This window comes from Rufibacter sp. JT3400010 (assembly GCF_054956755.1).
Window position 1 is genome coordinate 392,172 of sequence record NZ_JBUDXA010000002.1, and the last position, 19,691, is coordinate 411,862.

Genomic DNA, 19,691 nt, shown 5'->3' on the forward strand with positions numbered 1-19,691 from the left:
ATGTTTGACCTTGACAAATGGCAGGAGATTCTGGGCACCATCCGGAAAAACAAGCTCCGTACGTTCCTGACCGCTTTTGGTGTGTTCTGGGGCATCTTCATGCTGGTCATGTTGCTGGGCTTCGGGCAGGGTTTGCAGAACGGCGTGTTCAATCGCTTCGGTGACGGCGCCAAAAACAGCATCTTCTTTTCCGGCGGAAAGTCTTCCATGGCGCACGCCGGCTTAGGTCCGGGGCGAGAAATCAAACTGACTAACGAAGACCTAGCCACCATTGCCCGCGAGGTGCCCCAGGTGCAGATTATTTCGCCGCGCAACCGCATTTGGGGCGAGTACACCATCAACTACAAAACCGAGAACGGCTCTTACCAGGTGTTCGGGTCTACCCCTGAGTTCCTGGAGGTAAACGGCGAACGCCTCAAAGCGGGCCGCTTGCTCAACGAGAACGACATCAAGGAAAAGCGCAAGGTCATTGTTTTGGGCGAGAAGGTGCGCGAGGTGCTGTTCAAAGAAGAAACCGGACTGGGTGAATACGTGAACATCCAAGGCATTCACTTCAAGGTGGTGGGCATTTTCACGGTGCGCGGCAACAACGGCGGTCGGCGCGAAGAGCGGGCGTACATTCCGTTTTCCACCTTGCAGAACACTTACAACCAGCCTAACCAGGTGCAGTTAGTGGCCATGGTGGCCCAACCCGGCGTAAAGGCGCAGGTGATTGAAGATAAGGTGAAAACCTTGTTGGCCCAGCGGCACAAGTTCTCGGCGGAGGATGCCCAGGCTTTGGACATCAACAACGGCGAAAAGGAATATGAGCAAATCATGGGGCTGTTCAACGGCATTAACCTATTTGTGTGGGTAGTGGGCATAGGAACGCTCATTGCCGGCATTGTGGGCGTGAGCAACATCATGCTCATCATTGTGAAAGAGCGTACTCGGGAGATTGGCGTGCGCAAGGCCTTAGGCGCTACCCCGGTGTCTATTGTGAGCATGATTTTGCAGGAATCGGTGGTGATAACTGCCTTCTCGGGGTATCTAGGCTTGCTGGCGGGTGTAGGCTTGCTGGACTTGATGCGCTATGGCCTGGAAGCCTCCGGCGCTGATTTACCGTTCTTCGCCAATCCCGGGGTGAATCTGGGCGTGGCAGTTTCGGCTACGGTGCTACTGGTGTTGGCCGGAGCGCTAGCCGGCTTGGTCCCCGCTTTGAAAGCCGCCAATATCAAGCCTATTGAAGCCCTCAGGGCAGATTAAATTGGTGAGACAGGTGCCCCCACACCTTCTTTTCCAAGAACTTAGAAGTTGTTTCCGGCTCAATTTCTGGAAATAAGCTTGAAAGAAGACTAACTCAGGACTCTAGACTCAGGACTCAGAACTCCACCAAAATGATTGACATAGACAAATGGGCTGAGATTTACGCGACTGTCCGGAAGCACAAGCTGCGGACGGGGCTCACGGCGTTTGGCGTGTTCTGGGGCATCTTCATGCTGGTGCTTCTGCTGGGTGCGGGTAAAGGACTGGAGAACGGCATCATCAAAGACTTCAACGTAGCCAAGAACGCCGTCTTCGTCTGGACCCAACGCACCAGCGTGCCTTACATGGGCCTGAAAGCGGGCCGGTTTGTGCACCTGACCAATGATGATGTGAAGGCCATCCAGGAACAGTTGCCAGAAGTAGGTGTGCTCTCGCCCAGCAATGGGTTAGATGGCACGTTTACGGTGAGCTACGCCAATAAGAATTCCTCCTTCAGCGTGAGCGGCGATTACCCCGAAATGCTGTACGTAGACCCGCTCACCATCAGCACGGGCCGGTTTGTGAACCGCATTGACATTGAAGAGAAGCGCAAGGTAGCCGTGATTGGTCCGCGCGTGCAGGAGGTCTTGTTCAAGCCTGGCGAAGACCCCATGGGCAAGTACATCAACATCAAGGGTAGCTATTTTCAGGTGGTGGGCATGTTCACGCCGGTGGGCAAGGGCGAGGACATTGTGAATGCCTCCCAGACCATTTACATCCCCAATACCACGCTGCAGCAAACGTTCAACCAGCCCAATCGCATCGGGCACTTCAAGATTATTCCCGCCCCGGGCGTACCGGCCGAGGTGGTGGAAGAGAAAGTGAAAACCCTGCTGGCCCAACGACACCAGGTGGCGCCTACAGATTTGAAAGCCTTCGGGTCAGCCAACGTGGAGAAAGAGTTTCAAGAAGTGCAGGGGCTGTTCGCGGGCATCGCGGGGTTCAGCTGGATTGTGAGCATCGGGACCATCATTGCGGGCATCATTGGCGTGGGCAACATCATGCTCATTGTGGTGAAGGAGCGCACAAAGGAAATCGGCATTAGAAAAGCATTGGGCGCCACACCGTGGTCGGTGATTAGTTTGATTTTGCAGGAGTCAGTGGTGATTACCAGTATTGCCGGGGTTACAGGCCTGATTGCCGGTACCGGTCTGGTGGCCTTGATTAATTACGCCATGGAGCGCTTTGAAATAGATGCAGGCTTCTTCTATAACCCCGAGGTGGACCCGCAGGTGGCGTTGATGGCCATCATGCTGCTGGTGGTCATGGGCGCCATTGCCGGCCTGATTCCGGCCACCAAAGCTGCCCGGGTAAACCCCGTGGAGGCCCTGAAGGATGAGTAAGGTAATGTGCTGATTTTTCAATGTGCTGATGTGCTACTATCGTAACATAAGGCCGACTGTTTACTAACTGGCGCGAGTCTCCAGGCTCGCCGGGAGCCATGAGTACATCAGAACAGAAAGAAATCAGCAGTCCCGTTTTCGCTGCAAGCAGCGAGGGGAGTCTGGAGACTCCCGACATCCATAGGCACGAGTCTGGAGACTCGCGCCAGTGAAAGAAGAAGTACAAGAACAGGAAGCTCTGTTTTGAGCCTGAAGTATAGAAAACAACACCAAAACACCTCTGCGGCTTCACAAGAGCCGGGGATTTGAAATAGCACATTAGCACATTGAAAAATTAGCACATTGAACAAATGAAAAAGGTATTCCTAGGTTTATTCATCGTCTTGTTTGTGGCCGGTAGCGTTTGGATTGGCTATTACTTCTACAAGAAATCGAACACGGATCCGGTGGTGTACAAGACCGAGAAGCCGTTTTACACCAACATTGTGAAGAAGACGGTGGCGACGGGCTCCATTGTGCCGCGCAAGGAAATTCAGATAAAGCCGCAGGTGTCTGGCATTGTGGAGGAACTGTACGTGGAGGCGGGGCAGACCGTGCGGGCCGGGCAAACCATAGCCAAAATCAGGATTGTGCCCAACATGGTGAGCGTGAACAACGCCGAAACCAGCGTGCAGACCGCCCGCATCGCCTTTGAGCAGGCCAAACGCGAACTGAACCGCCAGAAGATGCTGTATGACCAGAAGGTGATTGCTGAGCAGGAGTACAACAAGTTTGTGATGGACTACAAGCTGCGCCAGGAAGACCTGACGGCGGCCGAAAACAACCGCCAACTGGTAAAATCGGGTACGTCGCGGCGGACGGGCGGTTCTAACATCATCATCTCCACCGTAGATGGCATGGTGCTGGACGTGCCGGTGAAAGTAGGAGCCTCCGTGATTGAGCGCAACAACTTCAACGAAGGCACTACTATCGCAGCCGTGGCCGATATGAAAAGCCTCATTTTTGAAGGTAAGATTGACGAGTCTGAGGTAGGCAAGCTGCGCGAGGGCATGGACCTGAACCTCACCATTGGGGCTATTGAAAACAAGGTGTTCAAGGCCAAGCTGGAGTACATCGCCCCGAAGGGCGTACTGGAGGAAGGTGCCGTGAAGTTTCAGGTGAAAGCCCAGGTACTGCTGCAGCCCGGCGATTTCCTGCGGGCCGGCTACTCTGCCAACGCCGACATTGTGCTGGACCAAAAACAGAACGTGCTGGCTATCAAAGAAGGCTTACTGCAGTTCGGGAAGAAAGGAAAGGACAGCGTGTTTGTAGAGGTGGAGACCGGGCCGCAGCAGTTCAAGAAGAAACTGGTGAAAACCGGCTTGTCAGACGGTATCAACATTCAGGTGGTAGACGGCCTCAGGGCCGAAGACAACGTGAAAGTAGTAGAAGCCGGTTCTCCTGATGAAGAGAAAAAAGCATCGTAGTCACTGTAATTCTTAAGAGTACAAAACAGAACGCGGCAACTCAACCCTGAGTTGTCGCGTTCTGTTTCTACCCTGTTTTGCTGAGAATAGCCGCAAAAGCGTTACTTTAAACAAGCATACAGCCAGAACTATGAAGAACCCCGCCATTCCCCTGGAACTCCACTTTGATTCTACCCATTGCCTAACCGCTACCGGCAAACATGTGCGCGACGGCCTCTCCACCGTCTTGCGCACCGGCGATTACCTCTGGCTTTGCTGCGACGAGCAGACCACGCTGGAGCGTCTGAAGAAAACCGGCGAACACACCTTCGGGGAGCACGTGCATTTTGACCTCACCCAGTTCCTGGACCTGCCTGACAGCAATAAGTCTGAGATTGACATTGAAGGCTTGGCCGTCAGCGGCGGGTATTTGTGGCTGGTGGGTTCGCATAGCCTCAAGCGCAAGAAACCCCGCAAAGAAGATTCGGTGGAAAAGCAGATAGAGCGCCTGGCCAAAGTGAAAGGTGAAGCCAACCGCTACCTGCTGGCCCGTATTCCGCTGGTACAGGACGTAACTACCGGCGAGTACACGCTGTGCAAGGAATGCACCGATGCCCATGATGCTTCCAAAACGCTAAGGGCGGCGCAACTGATCACGTCCGGCAAAAAGAACCAGCTCATGGATGCCCTGGAGCAAGACATTCACCTCGCCAATTTCCTCCCGATTCCCGGAAAAGACAATGGATTTGACATTGAAGGTTTGTCCATCCATGACGGGCGCATTTTCATGGGGCTGCGCGGACCAGTGTTGCGTGGCTGGGCCATGGTGCTGGAACTGGAACTGGAGGAAACCGGCGAAGAAGGATTCCTGCAACTGAAAGCCAACGCCGACGGCACCCTCTACAAAAAGCACTTCCTGCATTTAGCGGGGCAAGGAATTAGAGAACTCAGAGCGAAAGGCGATGACCTCTACATTCTGGCCGGGCCTTCCATGGACCTGGACGGCACTATTGCCGTGTACCGCTGGCCTAATGCCATGAGTAGCTCCCTTCAAGGCGAACAAGTGGTACACCGGAAAGACTTGGAGCACCTGTTTGACGTACCCCACGGCAGCGGCCCCACCTCGGGCCAAGACAAAGCCGAAGGCCTTGCTATTTACGATGAAGAGCACCTGTTAGTGGTATTTGACAGCCCCACAGATGCCCGCAAACCCGATGAAAACACAGTGATAGCTGATGTGTATAAAATATAGTGAAACAATAATATTAGACTCAGCAAATAAGCGGCAGAAGTGTGCGTTGAAAAAGATGATTCCTTTCTTCAACTTCTCAGTTTTGGGGCTGTTTTTCTAAAAGCAGCCTGAAAATAGGTTTTCTTTTTCCAGTTATCCACCAGACATGAAATCAGCGATGCTCCTGCTTTTTGTATTCCTTCTGTCTGTGGGCATAGGGTTTGGTCAAGTAAAAGGAACCATCAGTGACAAAGCCACGGGCAAGCCGGTAGCGTTTGCCAACATTTGGGTAGAAGACGAGAACCTGGGCACCACCTCCTCTGAGAAAGGGGAGTTCAGTCTGGGTCAGACCAACCTGCCAGGCAAGACGCTGGTGATTTCCTGCCTGGGGTATGAACGAACCAGAGTTTCTATTCCGGGAGGAAGCGTCAAGGTGGCACTGGTTCCCACGGCGGTGGCGCTGGGGGTAGTGACGGTGAAGAAAAGCACCAAACGCAGCAAATTCATCATCAACAAGCTGGATGAGAATACGGAGTATTCCTTCGGGAGCAACGGCACGCCCTGGATTGTGGCCCAGTATATTCCGTATAAACCTGGGTATGCCGCCACGCCTTTTCTGGACGAGATTTCGCTGGTGACGCTGAGTAATATCAAGAACGCTTCTTTCCGGTTGCATCTGCTGCAAGTAGGGGAGAACGGAGAACCGGGCAAAGACCTGCTTTCGGCCCCGTTGGTAGGAGTGGCGCAGAAAGGCATCAAGATGGTGAACGTGAATGTCAGTCAGCACGACCTCCAGATGCCCGCTAAAGGTTTATACATTGCTTTTGAGTGGCTTATCATCAAGCAGAACCGCTACGAAGCAATAGACCCCGAAACCGGCACCAAAGAAGTACCCGCCAGGGTTTCCTATGAACCCAGCATCCGGAGTTACGGGCCAGACAACCGCAGCCCCAATGGCTGGATTTACCACCAAGGCAAATGGGTCAGCACCAACCAACGCGAAGGAGACGCCATCACCTCGGCCACGCCGCACTTTCAGTTGACACTGAGTAATTGATAGTCTTAGGTAGGGGCAATCCCTTGTGGTTGCCCTAACCCAGTTGCAAATAGAAAGGGCAACCACAAGGGATTGCCCCTACAAACCTCCTTTCAAAGCAAAAGGCCCGCCCTGAGTTATCAGAGTGGGCCTTTTTGTTTCTGGCCTACTTTTTACAAAGCAGGCGTTTACCGTCCAGTGCTAGAACTAGTAGTGGTAGGAGTAGAACTGCCGTTTTTGGCTTTCGCCATGGCGTCATAGACTACCTGCATCACTTTAGTACGGGTATTCAGTTGGCTTAGGACTGAGCTTTCGCGGGTGGGGTGTACGCGGTTAGACATGAAGATGTAGACAATCTGGTTTACGGGGTCTATCCAACTGTAGATACCGGTAAAGCCGGTGTGGCCGAAGCTTTCTGCGGGGGCGCTCTGGGCGGCGTTTCCGTTCAAGGTACCAGGCTTGGACGGACGGTCAAAGCCGAGGGCGCGGTAGTTGTCTGGGCAGAACTGGCATTTGCTGAACGTGCTCACCGTCTTGTTGGCGATGTAGCGTTTGCCCGCGTAGATACCGTCGTTGAGGTACATCTGCATCACCTTGGCTAGGTCATTCGCGTTCCCGAACAAACCAGCGTGGCCGCTGATACCACCTAACATGGCAGCGCCTTCGTCATGGACCGTGCCGTGCAATAGTTGTTTCCGGAACAAGGTATCCACCTCGGTAGGCACAATACGCGACAGCGGGTAGTGTTTGTACGGGTTAAACGTTAAGGTAGTAGCGCCCAGCGGCTCGTAGATGTTCTTCTTCAGGTAGGTTTCAAAATCTTCGCCGGTGATGTTCTTTACCACTAACGGAGCCAGAATGAAAGACAAATCTGAGTACACGTAGCCCGGTTTCTCGTTCAGCGGCGAGTCTTTGATTTGTTCGTAGATTTTCGCGGCGTGGTCTTTATGGATGTACAGGTTCTTGGCAACTCTGATGGGGAATTTGGCCGAGGAGTCTGGGTTGAAAACGGTGCTCTTCAACTCGCCATTCTTCTTTAGCTCCTCTTTCCAGAACGGAATCCAGGATTTCAGGCGGGCCTGATGGGTAAGAATATCGCGGTACTTCAGGTTTTCTTTGTTTGACTTCTGCATCATGGGCAGGTACTCGCCCAAGGTCTTGTCCACGTCAAACTTGCCTTCGCCGTTCAGTTTCATGTACGCCGCCAAAGAAGTCGTGATTTTCGTCACAGAAGCCAAATCGTACAGGTCTGTGTTTTTCACGGGCGTCTGGTTCTCATACGTATGATACCCGAACGACTTGGCGTAAATCACTTTTCCGTTTTTGGCGACCAATACCTGTGCGCCCGGTGTGGCTTTGGCCCGAATGGCCTGGTTTACCAAGGTATCGATTTGGGCGAAGTCTTGGGATTTCAGGCCCAAAGCCTCTGGTTGCGTGTAAGCCAAACGTAAGCCGCCTTCGGTTTTCAGACCGTTGTTGATGCGGAAGAAGCTGGACACGTTCACCGGCAGTTTGCCTTTGGCACCCACCCCGCCAAAAATGATCTGGGCTGCTACGTCCTGGGTTAAGGCACTCTCCTGGTACGTGGCCAACACGCCGTGTGCTTTCTCAATGTCTTCAAAACGGTTGAGGCTGTACACGTTCCCGAACACACTCACCACCGTGTTTTTGGAACGAATCAGGTCTTTCAGGAACAGGTTCATCTCAGCGGTAATGCCAAAGGTGTTGTTACCAGAGGCTTTCAGTTGCAGCTTGTGTACGCCTACCAGAATGGTGTTGTAGTCTTTCAGTTTGTCTTTCAAAGCCTGCAGTTCAGCGATAGAGCTGGTGGGCGGCAGAAAGAAGTTGTCTACTTTGGCGTACTTGGCCAGGCTGCGCTGGAATTCAGTCTCAGTGTTAGTGCCCATGGCTAGAGCGGCAATCTTCAAAGTGTCCAGCGTCTTGATAGGCAATATGTTGTCTTTGTTGCGGAGCAGCGTGATGGAGGCCTCGGTTAACTGACGGTTAATGTAGTCTGCCGTAGGGTTGTTCAGGTCCGCAATCAGGTTTTTGGTTTCAATAGGCTGCCACTTGTCTAAGCCTGCCCATTGTTTGGCGGCCAATACTTTCTTGCAGCGGGCATCTACCTCGGCCTGCGTGATTTCCTTGTTCTTGATGGCTTTCTTTACCTCCTCAATGGTGGTTTTCACGTCCATGGTGTTCAGGAGCACATCGTTCCCGGCTAACAGCGCTTTCACGTCCACAATTCCGGGAGGGTAGAACTTGGCCACGCCTTGCATGTTCAGGGCATCGGTGAATACCAGGCCTTTGAAGCCCATCTCTTTCTTGAGCAGATCGCTCACAATGTTTTTGGAAAGGGTAGAGGCTACGTCTTTGGTGTTGTCCAGCACCGGAATGTTCATGTGCGCGACCATCAAGCTACCCAAACCGTTTTTCATGAGCTCTCTGAACGGGTACAGTTCCGTGGAGTCCAGGCGCAGTTTGGAGAAGTGCAGCACTGGTAGGCCGTAGTGCGAATCTACGTTGGTGTCGCCGTGACCGGGGAAGTGTTTGGCGTTGGCCAGTACTTTGTTGTCCTGCATGCCTTTCATGTAGGCCAAAGCTTTGCGGGTCACGTTGTATTTGTCTTCACCGAAGGAGCGGAACCCGATCACGGGGTTGTTGGCGTTGTTGTTCACGTCTACCACCGGGGCAAAGTTCACGTGAATACCCAACCTACGGCACTGACGGGCAATCTCGGCACCCATGTCATAAATCAGTTTCTCGTCTTCAATACCGCCCAGGCTCATCTGGTACGGGAAAGAAACCGTGCTGTCCAGGCGCATGCCCAAACCCCACTCGCCGTCAATGGAAATCATCAACGGCACCTTGCTTTCGCGCTGGTAGCGGTTGGTCATGTGCGCCTGCCGCACCGGTCCGCCCTGGAAGAAGATCAATCCGCCTACCTTGTAGTTTGTGATTAACCGACTGATGGAGTCAATGTGCGCCTGATCCTTGTTAGAGTACACCGGAATCATGATCAGCTGCGCGATGCGCTCCTCGGGCGTCAAGGTCTTGAACACCGAGTCTACCCATGCCTGGTTCGCGCCCAGATGCGGAGGGTCGGTCTTCGGGTTGAACACCGGAACAGCGGGTTTCTTGGCGGCTGCTTTCTTGGTGACAGTAACCGTTTTTTTAGTAGTGGCTTTGGAAGATTTCCGCTTGCCGGTTTGACCGTGCAAGGAAATGGCTCCTGCCAGAAAGAGGAAAAGGATGGCGATGGAAAGAAAACGATGTTTTTTCAAGGCAATAGACAGAAATAAGGAGATGTAGGAAGCGAGAAAAGGATGCAAATTAAGGCAATTATATCAAAAACAGGTCCAAAGCCCGTCAAAGTTCAGAATCAGGCCACGGCAGGTTGTAATAACTTGATTGTTCCGGCCGTGGCGTCTATTTCGGCCTCAGCGCCTACCGGAATGGTGAATTTATGCGTGATATGCCCGATCATAGCGCCTGAGTACACCGGCACTTTCAAGGGCTGCAAATGCTGTTCCAACACTTCTTCCAACGTGAGCGAGCCGTAGCCGCCTTTGCCGGGGTCGCAGTCTGAGCACTTGCCAAACACCACGCCTTTCACTTGGTCCAGCACGCCGGCCAGTTTCAGTTGCGTGAGCATGCGGTCTACTCGGTACACGGCTTCGTTTGTGTCTTCCAGAAACAGAATGGCGTCTTTCCAGTTGGGCAGATAGTCAGAACCTATGATGGCGGAGAGCACCGTCAAATTGCCGCCCACTAGTTTGCCGCGCGCGGTGCCGGGCGTAATGGTGGTAATGCGGTCTTTGGTGAGGGCAAGATTGTCGCCCAGTTCTTTGGGGTTCTCAAACAGCACCGGGCTACCGTCAAACAGTACCTGCCGGAAAGAGTCAACGGAGAACTTGTTCCAGGTAGCCGAACCCACCGGTCCATGAAAGGTCACCAGACCCGTTTTGGCGTTGATGGCCAGGTGCAAGGCGGTGATGTCTGAGTAGCCGATGAGCGGTTTGGGGTTTTTCTGGATGGTTTTGTAGTCCAGCAAAGGCAGCAATCGGGCACAGCCCCAGCCTCCGTGAATAGCCAGAATTCCCTGCACGCTTTTATCCGCGAACATGGTGTTCACGTCCTCGGCCCGCGCCTGGTCGGTGCCCGCCAGATACCCGAACCGGTCAAACACGTGCTTGCCCAGTTTCACTTTCAGGCCCAGCGCTTCCATAGACTCCTTGGTAATCTGCACCACCTCTTTACTGAATGCGGCCCCCGCCGGGCAGATAAGTCCTACTGTATCGCCGGCTTTAAGCCGAGGCGGCACAATCGTTCTGGGCCTGTTTTCTGGAAAAGGGCTTGAATTGAAGCTTAGCAACGGGAGCGAGGCCGCCGCCACAGAAAGAGACGCCAGCACCTCGCGGCGGGTACGGATAGCCATAGCTGAACAGGTTAAGGGATGGTGAGTAAGCGAGCGTTAAAATAAAAAGATTGTTCCTGATTCTTATGCTTTTCCCGAAGTTTTTAAATAATTTAAAAAACTATATTGTAAACAGTTTCCAGAAGTAGCGTTCTGGCGACGGAAGTTTTAGAAGTATTTTTTGACGATACCAGATTCTTGCATTAACTAAGGGCTCCAAATCAACACTCATGATGCGCATCCAACTTTCCGGCTTCCGCTGGCTCATGCTCCAGGGCTTTTTCCTGTTCTTTTTAGTAGGTTGTAGTACCGCCAGACAAGCACCAGTTGTGGTCACTACGCCGGTTCCGCCGCCAACCGCTGCGGTATATGGCCCCGAGGAAATCAAACGGCAGGTCCTGGAATCTGAGATCGGGAAAAACCGGTTTGTGGGTTTTGCCTTGTATGACCCCGCTCTGGGGAAAATGGTGGTAGAACACAACGCTGATAAATACTTCGTGCCTGCCTCCAACACCAAGCTGTTCACGTTCTACGCCAGCCTCAAAATGCTGGGCGACTCCATCCCGGCGCTCAAGTACGTGGTGCGCGGCGACTCGCTTATTTTCTGGGGCACCGGCGACCCAACCTTTGCGCACATGGACCTGAAGAACTCGGTCGCCTATGACTTCCTGAAAAACCGCAAGGAGAAACTGTATTACCTGGAAGCGCCCTTCGCCAGTACGCCCTTCGCCAACAATTGGGGCTGGGACGATTACAACTACTATTACCAGCCTGAGCGAAGCATTTTCCCCATCCACGGCAACATTGTGAAATTCGCCCGCAGGGGAGGTCCTACCCAACGGTACACCACCACCCCGGCCATCTTCAAGCCCACCATCAAAACCGATACGGCCCGGTACACCCACAATGATGTCTTCGTGCGGGCCTGGCGCACGAATGAGTTCACGTATTACCCCAAACACGCCTCCACCGATTTCTCCGTGGAAGTACCCTTCATTCCCTCGCCAGACATGACCGTGCGGCTGCTCGCCGATACCCTTAAAAAGAAAGTAACACTATTGAAAAACCGAGCCTTGCCTACAGGCGCGAAAACGTTCTATGGCCTGCCTTCAGACACCGTGTACAAACGCATGCTGCAAGTGAGCGACAACCTGTTTGCCGAGCAGTTGATGGTGCTTTGTTCCGGTACGTTGTCAGATACTTTATCAGTGGAGCGGGGCATCCAGTACGCGGTCAAGAATTACCTATCAGACTTGCCAGATGCGCCGGTGTGGGTAGATGGGTCGGGTTTGTCCAGCATGAACATGTTCACCCCTCGCAGCATCATTGCGCTGTTGCAGAAACTACAGCAGGAACGCCCCACTGAACGACTATTGCCCTTGATGGCTACCGGCGGAAGACCCGGAACCTTCCGGGCCATCTACAAAGCCGAACCGCCGTACGTCTTTGGGAAATCCGGGACGCTGGCGCACGTGCACAACCAAAGCGGCTACATCATGACCAAAAGCGGGAAACTGCTGCTGTTTAGCTTTATGAACAACAACTTCAAAGTTCCTTCTAGCGAGATTCGCAATGAAATGGTGCGCATCATGACGGAAGTACACGAGAAATATTAAGCTAGGAGAGCTTGGCCTTTTTACCCGATTGGCTTTTTCCTCTACTTTGTTTCCTTACCCTTATTTTGTCATCCTGAAAGGAACTTGTGGGCGAACTAGAAAGGCATTTAGACAGGCTATTACTGTTCGCTCACAAGATCTTTCCAAGATGACAAAAGAGAGATAAACTTGCCTTCAAAATAAGAATTCCGTTTAGTGGCTGTTTTTAGAAAACAGCCACTAAACGGAATTCTTATTTCATTATTGTTGTAACTTATTCTGTCACCACCAAGCGGTGGGTAGTACTGCCTTTAGAACCCTTTAGTGAGACAAAGTACAGGCCAGCTTCTAAAAAAGAAGTATCAAAAGAACCATCTGCGGGTAAAGTTGAAGTAGGAGAGGTCCTACCCACAGCATCCTGAATAGAGACTTTGACCGATGTGCCCAAGCCGGAAGTTTGAAAGAGTACCTTCTGGCCTCGGGCCACAGGATTTGGGTACGCGGTGTTTCCAGGCCCTTTTCCCAATTCTTCCTTAGAAGCCAGCACAGACGGCGGAAACTTGGTGCGGAGCAGGTTATTAAACTCGGGGTTGACGGGCGTGTTGTCATAGCCCAGGGCCCAAATACCAATGCCGGCCAAGCCTTTGCTGTTTACCAAATCGTACTTCAGGCCCAGGCTTTCCACATCGTCATAAAACGTCTGAAACCACTGCCCGTTTTCCTGATACACGTAGTAAGGTACGGCGCCCTCATTGTTCCATTGGCGGGTGTAGCCTTTGGTGGCCAGTTCTGTTTTTACGGCATGGTACAGGCGAGATTCTGAGGCGACTTTGCTGTTCTGGGTAGTGGCGGAAGCCCCTATGGCGTTGGTGCTGGTGGCCCAGCGGCGGCCGTAGTACGGCAAAGCCAACAGTAGTTTAGAAGCCGGAAGTTTGGTGAGATAATCATTCACGGACTTGGTCAGGTTGAGGGTTGGTCCCCAAAAAGACCAGGAACTGGGCGCCAGCGGCGCCACCGGACCGGCATATTGAGAACCGGCGTACCAGTAATCATAGCCCATGATCAGGAAATCATCTACCTTGGTCATGGCGGCCACATCAAAGGCGTTGGTGTTGCTGAAGAGCGCGGGCAAGGCAATGGAGACCTTAGAACCCGGAACCTCGGTGTGGAAACGATCTGCCAGGGTATTCATGAAACTGGTGAGCGCGTCGCGTTGGGCAGCGGCCACGGTTTCAAAGTCTATGTTCACGCCATCTCCGTTACGGGCTTTCACCAGCGTAATCAAGGTGCTGATCAGGTTCTCGCGGCTGGTGGCGCTGTTTAGGAGCGTGGCATTGTTCGCGTTCCCGAAATTGGTCACGGTCAAAACCACTTTAACTCCAGCGGCGTGGGCGGCGGCAATAAGGCCAGTGGTGTTCCAGGTTCTGATGGTGCTGTACCCGCCGGTGCTGGGGTTTACCTCATAGGAAAAATAGGCGATGGTGCTCAGGTTGCTGAAGTCGTAGTCCTGGTACGTCTCGCCCTGCCAGTACGGGTGCCACCCGAACACCTTCTTGCCCAACGGCGGGCCGGTGCGTTGTCCTGTTTTGGGAGTAGCCGCTTTGCGCATGGTTTCCGGATTTCTGCCTAAAAGCTGGTCATATTCCGCATCAGTTTTAAAATCATACTTGCGGTACCGGGCCGCTTCTTCTTCATGGATGGACTGCGCCGAAGCCCGGAAAGCGCCCGCGAGCAGCAGCAACAGTACTAGAACACCAGGGTAGAGTTTTCTCATGGGGGATTGAGGTTAGGTGAAACATGACTTTTACGCAAGAAGAAGGAGCGCGCGGCCTCTACTGGAACAGCGAAGCCGTGCGTAAGTCTATCAGTGACGCCTGCGGCGAAATGCGCTTGGCGCGCAGGAAGCGTTTGAGTTCAGAGGCGTCATGGTTGGGAGCGGCAGGGTCCATGCTGTTGATGCGCACCCGGCCCGCCGAGTGAATGAACTCATTGTTGCCGATCCACATGCCCACGTGCACCACGCGCTCAGGTTTGCCGTCTCTGGCCGGTGACCCGAAGAAAAGCAAATCGCCGGGGCGCAGGTTCTGGAAGCCGTCTTTGGTGTCAATCAATTCGCCGGAGTGTACTTGTTGGGAGGCATCGCGGGGTAGCACCAAGCCGTTCATGAAATACACGGTTTTGGTGAAGCCGCTGCAATCTACGCCCTTGAAGGAAGTACCGCCCCAGAGGTAAGGCAAGCCTAGCAGGCGCTTAGAAGTTTCCACCAAGTTCTGTTCGGTTGGTTTGCGGGTAGCGGCCCATTCAGTGTATTTCTGTACTTCTGAAGAGGTAACGAAGGCGGTGCGGCCATCTGGGAAAGAAACTTCGTGGAAGCCTTTGCTTTGGCCTTTCAGTACCATCACATCGCCGTACACCAAATCAGAAACTGTGGTGCCCTGGGTGTTCGGGGCCGCGTAGGCAAATCCGTATGGATTGGTGTAGAGTAGTTTTTCGCCTTGCTGCCAAATGTTGAACGTAGCTTCGTCCATGAGTTTAATGCCCGCACCGTCTACCCAGGCCAGGTACTTGTCTGGGGTTTGCACCAGATACCAACCACCTTTCTGCTTCCAGACGCGCAAAGGAGTTCCCATGGTAGCTTGGGTGGCGAGTTCAGCAGGGTGCTTGGGTTCAGAGCGCAGGTTGGCCACTGACAACGTCACTACCGCAAATTGGTTCGTACCCATTTCCGCCTGCGGCAACACCTGAATGCTGTCCTGGAAAGAGATACCGGCCTTCTGCAAACGTTCCAGCAAAGCCGTTTTGGCCGCGGGCATGTTAGTCTCGCCGGTGAGCACCGCCCCGTTGGTTTTCACGTCAAAGAGTGCTACCCGCTTGTCTGGGGCAAACTGCTGGCGCACTGCTTCTACATGCGGGGCCAAAGCTGATGGAACTACGGCAGGAGCAACGGTATTGGAGGTGATTTCTGGGGGTGTTTTGCTGCCGGCGCAGGACATCAGCAAACCCAGGGATAAAACAGCGAGACTTTTTTTCATAGCGGTAAACCTAAAGGACCAAGATAAGCTTTTGGAAAACAGGATGGCAAGTAATTTTTAATTAATATTAAAAAGTATTCAGCCCGATGATATGTTGCTACTAGATACGTCTTCCAGGAACCGGAACCGAAGCAGGTTCTTCTTAAAGGGAATCAGAGCGTTGTTGATGGTGAGTTTGCTGGCCTGCAGTCCCCGCCAACGGGTGTCGTCTTCTTCTCAACCGGCAAAAAAGCCAAACGGTTCCTCGGTTCGGCTAACCGGTGAGCAGGTAATCAGCGCCTTACGTCCCCTTTCTGGAGAAGAACGGGAAGCTTTTCTGCTTCAGCAACTGCTTAAAAAAGGCAACGGGCCAGAGTTTCTGCGTCATACCAAAGAGATTCCCCTTATAGCCATCAGCCCGGAGGGCGATACCCTCAAGGCTTATTTCTACGCCATCTTAGATTACCTCGCCGTAGGCGGAGACAAAGACTTCGTGCGGATTCCCTTGCAACCCCAAAACGCCCAAACCGTGGCCGAGGCCTGGGCCTGCACGTTACCGACCCGTAAATTGGTAGACGCCATCTATGCCGCCGCAGACATCAAACTGGAACCCTTGCCACTCACCCAAGACCGCGACAGTGTCACCACGTTTCTCCAGCATAGCCAACTCATCCAGAAGCAACTGAAAGGCCGGGGAAAGGGCAAGCTGATAGCGGGCCACAAGAAAGACATTGTGCTCAGCCCCAGGTTACTTCAGCCCAAAAATGTGAACCGCGTGGCTATTTACGGGTGGCACAAGCAAGACGGCAAACCCATTCAGCCGCTTTATCTGGGCCATGTGGCTACCTATCTGGACTACAGCCACGGGGTGCGACTGGTGCTGGACCGGTTCCACGTCAGGGGTGAAGTGCTGACGCTCCAGCAGATGCTCGGCCATCCGGTATATAAGTATCTGGTCTGCGACGAAGAAGTCTGTGAGCCGGTGCGGTACTGAGATGCCCGTTTGCAGGCTGTTTTCCCGAAAAGGGCCTGTAAACGCGAGGCGCTTTGCCTATCTTTGGGGCTTTTCTTGCACACAGTTTATGAATCCTGAAGCTACCCTTCCTGCCGTTTCCCTCCTTGACTATACACCCGCCCATGCCGCCCGCTTCCGGGAACTGAACCAGGCCTGGATTGAGCGCTACTTTGAAATGGAGGAACTGGACCACAAATCCTTGGGTGACCCAGACGGTTACATCATCGCCAAGGGCGGACACATTTTCATGGCCGAATACAACGGCGAAATAGTAGGCACCTGCGCCTTGATCAAGGTAGATGATCAGACTTATGAATTGGCCAAAATGGCCGTCACTGACAAAGCCCAGGGGCTGAAGATTGGGAAACGCCTGGGCGAAGCCGCCATTCAGAAAGCCCGAGAGTTAGGAGCCACTACGCTCATGCTGCTCTCTAACCGAAAGTTAGAAACCGCGCTGCACCTGTATCACAGATTAGGTTTTGTGGAAGTGCCAGACGAATTGAAAGAATACAAACGCGCCGACATTAAGATGGAATTACCGCTTTAACCCAGATTTTCAGATTATAGACTATATATGAAAGCTTTTCTATCTCTATTGCTGGTGGCGTTGCCTATGGCGGCATTGGCGCAGAGTGCGGTGGTGCAAGACCGGGCCAATCTTCAGCCGTTGGCTGGCGTGCGGGTGGTGCCTACGCAAGGTGGCGCCGCGCTCCTGACAGATGCCAAAGGACGGTTCAGTACCCGTGGTTTCCAGGAAACCGATAGTCTAAGGTTTGAGCGGGCAGACTACCAGACGCGGACCTTGGCCATAAGCCAACTGGCTTCCATGCGCTACCGGGTGGCGCTCACAGAACGCAGTTATTCTCTGAACGAAGTAGTGGTCTCAGCGAGTAAGTTTGAAGAGAAACGCGCCGATGTGCCGCAGCAGATAGAGGTACTGAACGCGCGGGAACTGGCCTTCCAGAGCAACCAGACCACCGCCGATGTGCTGCAGCAAACTGGTCAGGTACTGGTGCAGAAAAGTCAGGCGGGCGGTGGTAGTCCCATTCTGCGCGGTTTTGAAGCCAACAAAGTCCTGATGGTCATTGACGGCGTGCGCCTGAACAACGCCATTTACCGCGGCGGGCACCTGCAGAACGTGATTACCGTTGATAACGCCTCTTTGGAGAAAGTGGAAGTGGTGTTTGGGCCTGGTTCCGTGGTGTACGGTTCAGATGCCTTGGGCGGCGTGGTGCATTTCTACACCAAGAATCCGGTGCTGGGCGACAGTGCCGGTACCCGCGTCACGGGCAGCGCCTTCACCCGTTATGCCACCGCGAACCAGGAGAAAACCGGCCACGTGGATTTCTCGGTGGGTGGGCGCAAATGGGGCAGTTTCACCAGCTTCACCTACTCAGATTTCGATGACCTGCGCCAGGGCAAGAACCGCAATCCGTTCTACGGAAGCTGGGGTCTTAGGCCTTTCTACCAGACGTGGGAAGACGGAAAAGACGTGATGGTGCCCAATGAGAACATCAACGTACAAAAATTCTCGGGTTACCAACAGTATGATGTGCTACAAAAAGTATTGTTTCAGCCCTCGGCGAACACCTCACATTTGCTTAACGTGCAGTTCTCTACTTCCTCAGACATTCCCAGGTATGACCGCCTCACCGAGGTAGATGCCCAGGGCAACCTAAATCACGGCGAATGGTACTATGGTCCGCAGGAGCGCTGGCTGGCGGCGTATACGCTTGCCACCAAAGGCCGGGGTTGGCTGGAGGACCTTAGGGTAACGGCGGCTTACCAGAGCGTAGAGGAAAGTCGGCACAACCGCCGGTTTAAACGCAGTCCGTTGCAGAATCGGTTTGAGCACGTGGACGTCTATACCCTCAACGCCGATGCGAGCCGTCTGTTGGGCGAGCATGAACTGCGGTACGGACTAGAGGGCACGTACAATGAGGTTTTTTCCCGCGCCTATGGTAGTAGGAATGTTCCGCGCGTAGGTAGTCCTGACATTGAGGAGCGCACGCCCTTAGATACCCGTTACCCCAGCGATGGTTCAAACATGGGTACTATGGCGGCTTACTTTACCCACACCTGGGAGATCACGCCGCAGTGGATTCTTTCTGATGGCCTAAGAGTGAGCCGGGTAGAACTGAACGCTGATTTCCGGGACAAAAGCTTCTTCCCGTTCCCTTTTGACGAAGTAAGCCAGAAGAACACCGCCGTGAACGGGAACCTGGGCCTCGTGTTCCAACCCGGAAATGAGTGGCGATTTGCGGCCGTGGCTTCCTCCGGATTCCGGGCGCCCAACGTAGACGACCTGGCAAAAGTGTTTGAATCAGTAGCGGGGCAGTTGGTGGTGCCTAACCCAGACCTGAAACCGGAGTACACCTACAACGCTGAACTCTCCATCGGGAAGACCATCGCCCAGAGCGTGCGGGTGGAGGGCACCGGTTTCTACACCTGGTACCGCGATGCCATCACCACGCAGCCGTTCCTGTTCCAGGGACAACCCGAGTTGGAGTACAACGGGCAACGCAGCCGCGTAGTAGCCAGCGTGAACGCGAACAAGGCCTACGTGTACGGTTTCTCCGGTTCCGTAAACGCCGACATTACCCAAGCCTTCCAATTAACGTCAACGCTCACCTACACCCGGGGCCGCATCAAGGCAGATCCGGTGAATATCCCCTTAGACCACATTCCGCCGGTATTCGGGAAAACAAGCTTATTTCTGACGTTGCCTAAGTTCCGTTCAGAGTTCTTTGTGCAGTACAACGGCTGGAAACGCCTGGAAGACTACAACCCTGTGGGCGAAGACAACCTGCAATACGCCACGCCGCAGGGCGTACCGGCCTGGTACACGCTCAACCTGAGAACCGCCTATCAGTTTCATCCAAGAATACAGGTGCAGGCGGCGCTGGAGAATATGCTGGACCAGTTTTACCGGGTGTATGCCTCGGGCGTGAGCGCGCCAGGTAGAAATCTGGTGCTCACGTTGCGCGGGAATTTCTAGGAGATAACATTGACTTAAAGCAGTCACTAGCTCCCGTTTTGGGCTGTTTTCAGAAAAGTAGGCAGAAAAGGGAGCAAGTTCTGTTTAGACCTTACAGGTTTTCAAAACCTGTGAGGTCTTTTGTTTTGAGAGGGGACACTCGTAGGAGCTTCGTACCCTGCGAGGTTAACACTCATCCAACCTCCATTGCCATCTTGGAAAGATCTTGTGAGCGAACGGTAAAGACGCTGATTCAAAGCTTTTCTAATTCGCCCACAAGGTCCTTTCAGGATGACAATAGAGGAGGTAAGGTAAGGCTCCGTTTTACCCGCTTTTT

Annotated in this window: 13 protein-coding genes; 9 read left to right on the forward strand and 4 right to left on the reverse strand. The window is 53.4% G+C overall.

Annotated features, from left to right (window positions below):
• From ACY0JR_RS03495 to ACY0JR_RS03515, 5 genes are all read left to right on the forward strand, one after another.
• Positions 1 to 1,245, forward strand: coding sequence for an ABC transporter permease (locus ACY0JR_RS03495; RefSeq protein WP_462632480.1), 1,245 nt, complete (start codon positions 1 to 3; stop codon positions 1,243 to 1,245).
• 131 nt (positions 1,246 to 1,376) lie between these two features.
• Positions 1,377 to 2,627 carry an ABC transporter permease gene (locus tag ACY0JR_RS03500; RefSeq protein ID WP_462632481.1) on the forward strand — a complete coding sequence of 417 codons (1,251 nt, stop codon included), beginning with the start codon at positions 1,377 to 1,379 and terminating at the stop codon, positions 2,625 to 2,627.
• Positions 2,628 to 2,977: 350 nt separating this feature from the next.
• Entirely contained in the window at positions 2,978 to 4,093 is a 1,116-nt protein-coding gene (locus tag ACY0JR_RS03505) for an efflux RND transporter periplasmic adaptor subunit (protein WP_462632482.1), read from the forward strand.
• Between the two features lie 130 nt (positions 4,094 to 4,223).
• Positions 4,224 to 5,324, forward strand: coding sequence for a DUF3616 domain-containing protein (locus ACY0JR_RS03510; protein ID WP_462632483.1), 1,101 nt, complete (start codon positions 4,224 to 4,226; stop codon positions 5,322 to 5,324).
• Positions 5,325 to 5,469: 145 nt separating this feature from the next.
• Positions 5,470 to 6,360, forward strand: a complete 891-nt coding sequence (locus ACY0JR_RS03515) for a carboxypeptidase-like regulatory domain-containing protein (RefSeq protein WP_462632484.1) — start codon at positions 5,470 to 5,472, stop codon at positions 6,358 to 6,360.
• A 167-nt stretch (positions 6,361 to 6,527) separates the two neighbouring features.
• Here ACY0JR_RS03515 and ACY0JR_RS03520 read toward each other — a convergent pair whose 3' ends face one another.
• Together ACY0JR_RS03520 and ACY0JR_RS03525 are read right to left on the reverse strand one after the other, a co-directional pair.
• Complete coding sequence (locus ACY0JR_RS03520) at positions 6,528 to 9,623, reverse strand: glycoside hydrolase family 3 N-terminal domain-containing protein (protein WP_462632485.1); 3,096 nt, start codon at positions 9,621 to 9,623, stop codon at positions 6,528 to 6,530.
• 98 nt (positions 9,624 to 9,721) lie between these two features.
• Positions 9,722 to 10,777 (reverse strand): S66 peptidase family protein, encoded by a 1,056-nt coding sequence (locus ACY0JR_RS03525; protein WP_462632486.1) that lies wholly within the window; start codon positions 10,775 to 10,777, stop codon positions 9,722 to 9,724.
• A gap of 209 nt (positions 10,778 to 10,986) precedes the next feature.
• On the opposite strand from ACY0JR_RS03525, the gene ACY0JR_RS03530 reads away from it, so the two are divergent.
• A complete protein-coding gene (locus tag ACY0JR_RS03530) occupies positions 10,987 to 12,372 on the forward strand; it encodes a D-alanyl-D-alanine carboxypeptidase (protein WP_462632487.1) in 1,386 nt (461 codons plus the stop codon).
• Between the two features lie 253 nt (positions 12,373 to 12,625).
• On the opposite strand, the gene ACY0JR_RS03535 is transcribed toward ACY0JR_RS03530, so the two are convergent.
• Together ACY0JR_RS03535 and ACY0JR_RS03540 are read right to left on the reverse strand one after the other, a co-directional pair.
• Positions 12,626 to 14,125, reverse strand: a complete 1,500-nt coding sequence (locus ACY0JR_RS03535) for a glycosyl hydrolase family 18 protein (protein ID WP_462632488.1) — start codon at positions 14,123 to 14,125, stop codon at positions 12,626 to 12,628.
• 58 nt (positions 14,126 to 14,183) lie between these two features.
• Entirely contained in the window at positions 14,184 to 15,383 is a 1,200-nt protein-coding gene (locus tag ACY0JR_RS03540) for a C40 family peptidase (RefSeq protein WP_462632489.1), read from the reverse strand.
• A 91-nt stretch (positions 15,384 to 15,474) separates the two neighbouring features.
• Here ACY0JR_RS03540 and ACY0JR_RS03545 point away from each other — a divergent pair, with 91 nt between their 5' ends.
• The 3 genes from ACY0JR_RS03545 (at position 15,475) to ACY0JR_RS03555 (ending at position 19,375) form a co-directional block, all read left to right on the forward strand.
• Positions 15,475 to 16,356 carry a hypothetical protein gene (locus tag ACY0JR_RS03545; RefSeq protein WP_462632491.1) on the forward strand — a complete coding sequence of 294 codons (882 nt, stop codon included), beginning with the start codon at positions 15,475 to 15,477 and terminating at the stop codon, positions 16,354 to 16,356.
• Between the two features lie 88 nt (positions 16,357 to 16,444).
• Positions 16,445 to 16,924: a GNAT family N-acetyltransferase gene (locus ACY0JR_RS03550; RefSeq protein ID WP_462632492.1), complete on the forward strand. Its 480-nt coding sequence runs from the start codon at positions 16,445 to 16,447 to the stop codon at positions 16,922 to 16,924.
• Between the two features lie 27 nt (positions 16,925 to 16,951).
• Positions 16,952 to 19,375, forward strand: a complete 2,424-nt coding sequence (locus tag ACY0JR_RS03555; RefSeq protein ID WP_462632493.1) for a TonB-dependent receptor — start codon at positions 16,952 to 16,954, stop codon at positions 19,373 to 19,375.
• The last annotated feature ends 316 nt before the right edge of the window (positions 19,376 to 19,691 follow it).